Here is a 6858-nt window from a genome sequence, read left to right as displayed (position 1 = left end):
CACCTATGTGCAGAAGCAGGATGACCTCAAACGCCAGCAGCTGGCGAAGGCAGGCGCGCGGCTTGCGCATATCCTCAACAAGGTCTGGCCCTGACGCCACAGGCATTCATTCCGGCGATCCGGCACGAGGGATCACTGCACATGGCTTTCCGTGTGAAACTGCGGGAATAATATCGGGCTAAGATAGCAATCTGCCCGAGCGGGTTGGCTTGTGACACGTTGTTCAAGCAGACTTGCGTCGGCCAGGTGTCGAGCGCACTCATTCTGAACAGGCGAAGGGAGAACGGCACTTTTGAGCTGGGTCGTGGCCGACTAATGCACCGCGCAATTACGCACGACACGAAGTTCGCCGATGCGGGACGTTCAGGCAATGCGGGCGCCCAAGTCGACGGGCTCGATAGCGTCGAAGAGTTGGTGAGCGTGATCAGCCGACCGAGCATTCCTTTTGGGGCTTTCCTCTACGGAGGAACGACAATCGTTGGGAGGACGCAGGTATCGCCACCCCTGACTTCAACCCTGAGACCCCACTATCTTGTTTCCAGAGACGACGAAGGTCTTGGCGGTTACGTCGTTATCGACCGAGCCCTTCTTCTTGGCGCGCACCAGGGTCGAATGTTCGGACGTCCGCTCATCTTTGATCACGGCGTCGGACGCATATTTCCTTGCGACCTTAACGAATTCCTGAGCCACCCGATCCGGTTTTTCCGGTGGGCGGGCCGCCGCGTCTTGGCCTCGAGCGGGTGAATCAATTGGTTCCCACCCCTCTAGGGCGCCACTGAAATAGTCCGATTTTCCGGCCATAGCGACCTCCGATCCGATGAATCATTTAATACCAATATAGTCCCTCACCAGCCTAATCCAAGACAGGTGAATTGTCTCAAAATCTTGTTTTCGATCGCAATTTCCTCGATTTTGGTCCTGCCATGGGGCATTCCGCGGATGTAGTCGATCTTGGCTTGGAACAACGCTTCTGCGGGTTTCTTTCCGGAGGCCATGTGCTGCCAAAATAAGGAGTGCAGCGGCGCGCCAAAATAATCCAAATTGCCGTCGATCGGCGAGTAGTGAGCGCCTGTGCAGCCGACGAAGGCGGATACGCCGGCCATCAGGAATGAAAGGGCGATGGACTGTGCCGGCGTGACCACCTGGATCGGATCGCCAGCCCGGTAAACATCGGCTCGGGTGCGCACCGTTAGGGCGCCCCAACAGCATCCCGAGAACACGACCGCTCCGCAGCGGTCTGGAATGTTCTTAACGGTCAGCGCCTCGAGCATACTTCCTGCAGTCTCGCCCCAAAAACGCGAACTGTCCGTGTCGGAGCCATGCAGCATCAGGTAGATGAGCTTGGCGGAAAGACTGTTTGAGACCACCGCGTCCGCGCTTACCGCCTGGGAAGTCAACATGGTTTCCCTTCCGCCTACCCCTGTATAGACGTGATCCGCGAACGGTCGGGCGTAATTCCGAAGCCCGAAGCGGGTGGCGGTCGCCGCTGGACTGTCGGCGAGCGCGGTTTGCACGAGGCGGGCCGTGCGCCCGTCGGGAATGCGTGAGACCGGAACGTCGGCTAGGCCGTCCCCGTCAAGGTCGCCATAGATCTGATCGCTCCACACGATGAAATTGTCCGGATCGTTGCGCGCACTCGGTCCGATACTCGCTCGTAGGCTTGGTGGAAGCGTGTCGTACCTTTCAGAGGGGACGACGTCATAGCCCCCGACGATGACCACGCCCTTCACCGACAAATTGCGTGCCTCGCGACGAATTGCATCGAATGGCGAGTTCTCTCGCGCCAAATCCACTACCGGCTGACGCCCGCCGAACGTCGCCAGAACACCGGCGGCCTCTGCTCGACCGATGTTGTCCGCCAAACGTTTCGAGTTTGTCACGACTAACAGGGGCGGAAGGTCTCGTGGCGGAGCAACCGACCTTTTGTCGCCAGGCTGCGGACGGATTTCCGCGATATCGGTCTCTCCCGGTTCTACCTCGATCGTGATAGTGACTTTCGTTTTCGTGTGCGGAATTTTGGCTGTCACCTCGACCAGATCCGAAACGGTCCGTCGGATGACTTCCGCTCCGGTTCGCGGGGGAGCGCCGCCTTCGGAAAGCACGCGAGGCATAGGCGGTTCGGTTTCAGTCTCGGAAGGCTGTTCGGGAAGGACATCCCTCGCGTTGGGCGAAGCGTCGTTCAACTCGCCATCATCCACTCCGATCTCAACGGCAGAGCCTCTGAATGAGATCGCAAGCCGGCCGTTCAGGTCTGTTCTGGCCCAGGAGTGATCATCAGAGACTCTCTTCAACAGCCTCAGAACTCCGGAATCGGGATGTTTCGGATCACCTCTCCCCGTTGAGATTCCGAAAGCAGGGGCGTCCTTTACGGCGTCGAGGACGGTCTCGTCGAACCCATTGTAGGATGCGTGGTGGGGCAACTTCACGAAGCGGTAGGGGCCTGCTTGCTTGATAGCTTCGAGAAGCTGAGACATCGATTCGTCCAAACCAGACACTTCCGGGACGGCCAGTTGCATGTCGCCCGTAAGGAGGCATCGTTGTTGCTCCGAGCCAAGGGACAACACGATGCTCTGATCGTTCAACGCCGCTCCCGGTCCTACCCTGTCGAGGAATTCCGCGAGTTCGTCCGTCGCTGCGTCGGCCCCCCGTGCTGCGCTGGTGAGAAGCATCTGGTAGATGTCGCTAGCGTCGAGCGCGGCGTCTCTTTGCCTGAGACTATCAGTCGCACGTCGCGCCCTCCTTTTTAGCCTCGCCAACTCGTCCCTGCATGTTTCTAGATGTTCTTTGGTCGGCCCCAAAACCTTCAGACCAAAGTCCGAGAACTCCCTCTCGAGCTGCCTGATTTTGGCACTCGGGCCCGTATACCGAAGGATCTTCGTTCCGTCCTCTTCGAGCTTGGATAGCATCGCCGCGTAATTGTCGGCCAGCCTGGCCGCATCTGTAAGAAACTGATCAAGCGCAGGACCCTGCAAATCGGGCTGAGGCTCCTCGACGATGGCCGCGATTACCTTCGCCGCGACGGCGTCGACCGCGGCGTCCTCTGCATCGGTCGGAAATCCTAGATTTTCATCTGCCACCAACGCCCGCTTGAACGTGACCGTGCCATCCGCGACCATCTTCGGGAGGCATCCTATGTGATCCGAGTGGCAATGAGTTACGACAAGCAGATCGATTTCGAACGGCGGTCTGCGCAAAACCTTTGCGAGTTGCTCGGGGATGGACGGCGTATCGCCCGTACTCTGCCAGTCACCGGGGTGGGCTCCATCAATCAGGATCGTGCGATCATTATGAACTGCAAGTATGCAATCGCCGTAGATCTTCGATCCCATGTCGAAGAGATATAGCTTCATGACTCCCCCCACTGAAATGGAATTCGATATAAGCCTTGAACGTGCTTGAAAGAGGTTGTAGCTTAGATCAGGTACTACCAAGATCAAGACTTATTAGATCAATCACATTTTGAGGCTGAGAGCCCGTGCTCTCTCCTTTTGCGTCCGGAATAGCGCACACCTCGCGCGCAGGAACCGGCGCTCAAGGTCAACGCGTGGCTGCTGAGGTCGAGAACAGTCTGGAAGCATCGTCATCGCCACCGAGGAGAAGCCTCCATGCGTGGTTACCTTGCTATAGCTTTTTTCGCTGTTTCTTTGCTCGCCGTGCCTTTCTCGCCCGCCATTGTCCCCGCCGCTCGGGCCCAAGATGGCGACTCATGGCCAGTCAAGGGCAAATTGGTCGGCAAGGGCGGCGACAAATCCGAGAATGTTAGCGGCATCGCCTGCCGGAGCGGTCAAGTCTTTCCTCGCACTTGCGTTGTCATCGACGATGAGCGGCAGGAAGCCCAGTTCGTCACGATTGACGATGGTGAGCTGAGGGCCGGTGAATCGATCACACTGATCACCGATAGGTTTGCAGACAAACCGATTGAGTTCGACGGCGAAGGGGTCGCCTTTGCAGACGGCCTCTACTATGTCACCGGCTCACACGGGCATCCTCGCGACCGGAAGAGGAAGCTAAAAGCCGGCCGCGACGATGCCGAAATCAATGCAAAGATCGCTGCGAGCAGCCGGATCATCCGCTTTCGTGTTGGCCGGGACGGTGCAGTCGATGCGGTTACGCCGACTGCGAGATTGCGCGAGGCCATCTCGGCGGAGCCCATGCTCCGCCGGTTTCTTGATAGGCGGCTCGAGAATAACGGCGTCACCATCGAAGGCATAGCGATCCGCGAGGGCCGGCTGCTAGCCGGATTCCGTGGGCCGACGTTGGATGATGGATGCGCCGCGATACTCTCTGTCTCGCTGGCCGCGCTGTTCGGCAACGGCGATCTCGATGCCAAGCTCTATCCGCTACGGCTGGGCGATGGACAAGGCGTGCGCGATCTTGCTGTCTATCAGAACGGGATACTTATCCTCTCCGGCCCCTCCGCCGATGGGCCCGGCTCATATGCGGTGTATTGGTGGAATGGCGGAAGTTCCCTTGTGCGCCAGCTCAAGGAGATTTCGTCCGTCATCAGCGATGCTGAGTACAAGCCCGAGGCCATCCTGCCTCTCGACCAGGGGACGTCGGGAATAAGATTGCTCGTGCTGTTCGACGGCGCGAAGGAAGGCAAGCCCGTTGTCGTCGACATACCGGAGCCGTAACAACCAGTGCCGTTCTTGTAGCGATACCGACATGCAACTCAATCTAGAATGACGATCTACCGGAAAAGGCGGGGAAGACAATGCCGCGACGTCTGGCGATTGCATTAGTCTTGTGCTTGGCCGCTCCTGTTTCACTTGTGCTTCAGACGACGTGAAGACAAACACGTTTGATCGTCATGAACTGACGTTGATGAACGGCCCAAACAACGAAGTTTTTGGCTGGATCGAGCTTCTGCAGGGCAACGAAATTGCAGGATACCTGTATGTCACCGGTAGGCCACCTCGCGAGCCGTATTTGAGTGCCGACAAGAAGTATATCGTAATGGACTTTCCTATCGGAATGCTGGATGGCGTACTCGGCATACTGCGAAACGAAAAGCCACTTCAAATCCGATACGAGAAGCACGGTAACGCCGCCGCATCGGCCTTTATCGAACGAGCCCGCACACAGCCTCTGAGTGCGGAGCGTCGACAGGAATTGTCGCGTCAATGATGATCGATCTCGCCAAGCTCGCTGGAGGTTAGTCATGCGTGCTCGCGTCGAATTGACGCTGCTCATTTGTGTGATGCTCTCCACCACGGTGGTCGGCAAAGCCAGCGCACTTACGATGGCAACCTGGAACCTCGAGCATCTGGCGGAGAAGGACGGAGCGGGGTGTCGTCCTCGCACTGAGGCGGATTATGGCTTGCTCAGGAGCTACGCGGAGCAGCTCAAGGCAGATATCGTCGCCGTACAGGAAGTCGAGAGCGGTGCAGCGTTGGCGCGGGTATTCGATCCAAAGACCTGGTCCATCGAAATATCTACCGTGCCGCCGGAAGGCGAAAAGCGCGAATGTGCCGGCCTTCCCGGTCAGTTCATTACCAAACAGCTGACCGGCTTTGCGATCCGCAAATCGGTGGCCTATATCCGCAATCCGGATGTTACCGAGCTTGATATTGGCGCCACCGGCCGACACCGCTATGGCGTGGATATCTCACTCGATACGGGTGTGCCGCTTCGGCTGCTTTCCGTCCATCTCAAGTCCGGCTGTCATTCGGAGCCGGAAGCCTCGGCAAGGGAAGACTGCAGGGTTCTCTTTGAGCAAGCGCGGGTCCTCAAGTTGCAATGGATCAACAAACGCGCTGACGAGGGCATTCCTTTCGCGATCATGGGCGATTTCAATCGCCGTTTGCAAAACGAGCCAGGGCTTTGGTCGGTGTTAGACGAACCCGGCGGAGGAGCGCGGGACTTGGTGCGCACGACAGCTCGAGGCACTCCAGCGCGGTGTCGGGGCCGGGACGATCTGTTCATCGATTTCATCGTGCTCAACGGACGCAGCGCCCCCTTGTTCGTCGCTGATAGCTTCCGCGAGTTTCGCTACCGGGAAGGGGCGAATGAGGCCCCTTCCGATCATTGCCCGGTCCTTGTTGAGCTGACGATTCCCGATGCGCCACAGGTCCATCCTGTAAAGGGCGAGATGACCACAGGTTTGAAATGGTACCGGCGGTCCGCAGAATTGGCATTGCTGACGCGCTTTGTGTACGCGCGGGCCAGCGAGCGGTTTGACGAAATCCAGACGAGGCCGCCCGCCGACAACTGGGCTATCGTCATGGATGCCGACGAAACCATCTTCGACAATTCATTTGGCCAGCTAGAGAACGAATATTTGGGACTCGGATATGTCGATGAGCGCTGGCGTGAATGGATTCGACGGAGCGCTGCGGGTGCGGTACCTGGAGCATTGGAATTCATTCGCCACGTTCTCGCTAACAACGGCAAGATCGTCGTCATCACCAATCGAGAGCTCGATCGCGAAGCCGAGGTCGAGCAAAGCGTTCGAACAAACCTCAGCAATCTTGAGCGCTAGATTGGCGGGACCGGCGCTCTCACCGCCGACCCGCACAAGCTGTGCATTCTCCCTCGGACATCCGCTGACAGAACGGCTGTGTCTACGTCCGCATGCGGAGGCGCCGGTTACAAGAATGACAAGGATCGCCGCCGCGAGCTGTTGACGAATGGGATTGCTGAAAGCTGCTGGGCCGCGGATAGCACAGCAAAAACGTCTTGGGATCACCCCCATTCAATTGCTTTTTCGGTCGGGGACAACGTGCTCGACTTTCCTTGCATAACCCAAAGTGAAGCGCGCACTGCGTCGCTCGTGCCGATGATGGGCAAGGACTATTTCCTGCTGCCGAATCCACTTTATGGATCTTGGGAGAAAAACGCAGTCGCACTTCCGGCCGG

5 protein-coding genes are annotated in these 6858 nt (G+C 58.0%); 3 read left to right on the top strand and 2 right to left on the bottom strand.

Annotation, left to right across the window (positions count from 1 at the left end):
* Positions 1 to 510 precede the first annotated feature (510 nt).
* Complete coding sequence (locus tag XI05_RS10680; RefSeq protein ID WP_271501222.1) at positions 511 to 801, bottom strand: hypothetical protein; 291 nt, start codon at positions 799 to 801, stop codon at positions 511 to 513.
* 44 nt (positions 802 to 845) lie between these two features.
* Positions 846 to 3350 (bottom strand): MBL fold metallo-hydrolase, encoded by a 2505-nt coding sequence (locus XI05_RS10675; RefSeq protein ID WP_271501220.1) that lies wholly within the window; start codon positions 3348 to 3350, stop codon positions 846 to 848.
* Positions 3351 to 3605: 255 nt separating this feature from the next.
* On the opposite strand from XI05_RS10675, the gene XI05_RS10670 reads away from it, so the two are divergent.
* The 3 genes from XI05_RS10670 (at position 3606) to XI05_RS10660 (ending at position 6481) form a co-directional block, all read left to right on the top strand.
* Complete coding sequence (locus XI05_RS10670; protein WP_271501218.1) at positions 3606 to 4634, top strand: DUF3616 domain-containing protein; 1029 nt, start codon at positions 3606 to 3608, stop codon at positions 4632 to 4634.
* 151 nt (positions 4635 to 4785) lie between these two features.
* On the top strand, positions 4786 to 5127 hold the full coding sequence (locus XI05_RS10665) for a hypothetical protein (protein WP_271501216.1): 342 nt from the start codon (positions 4786 to 4788) through the stop codon (positions 5125 to 5127).
* Between the two features lie 34 nt (positions 5128 to 5161).
* A complete protein-coding gene (locus tag XI05_RS10660; RefSeq protein ID WP_271501215.1) occupies positions 5162 to 6481 on the top strand; it encodes an HAD family acid phosphatase in 1320 nt (439 codons plus the stop codon).
* Positions 6482 to 6858: the final 377 nt, after the last annotated feature.

Source organism: Bradyrhizobium sp. CCBAU 11357, from assembly GCF_028128865.1.
Lineage (GTDB): Bacteria > Pseudomonadota > Alphaproteobacteria > Rhizobiales > Xanthobacteraceae > Bradyrhizobium.
The sequence above is the reverse complement of the archived record's forward strand: the minus strand, read 5'-3'. Positions and strand labels throughout refer to the sequence as shown.

Excerpts from the sequence above, each read along its gene's own strand:
- XI05_RS10680 (WP_271501222.1), bottom strand. The coding sequence starts at position 801 with ATGGCCGGAAAATCGGACTATTTCAGTGGCGCCCTAGAGGGGTGGGAA.
- XI05_RS10675 (WP_271501220.1), bottom strand. The coding sequence starts at position 3,350 with ATGAAGCTATATCTCTTCGACATGGGATCGAAGATCTACGGCGATTGC.
- XI05_RS10670 (WP_271501218.1), top strand. The coding sequence starts at position 3,606 with ATGCGTGGTTACCTTGCTATAGCTTTTTTCGCTGTTTCTTTGCTCGCC.
- XI05_RS10660 (WP_271501215.1), top strand. The coding sequence starts at position 5,162 with ATGCGTGCTCGCGTCGAATTGACGCTGCTCATTTGTGTGATGCTCTCC.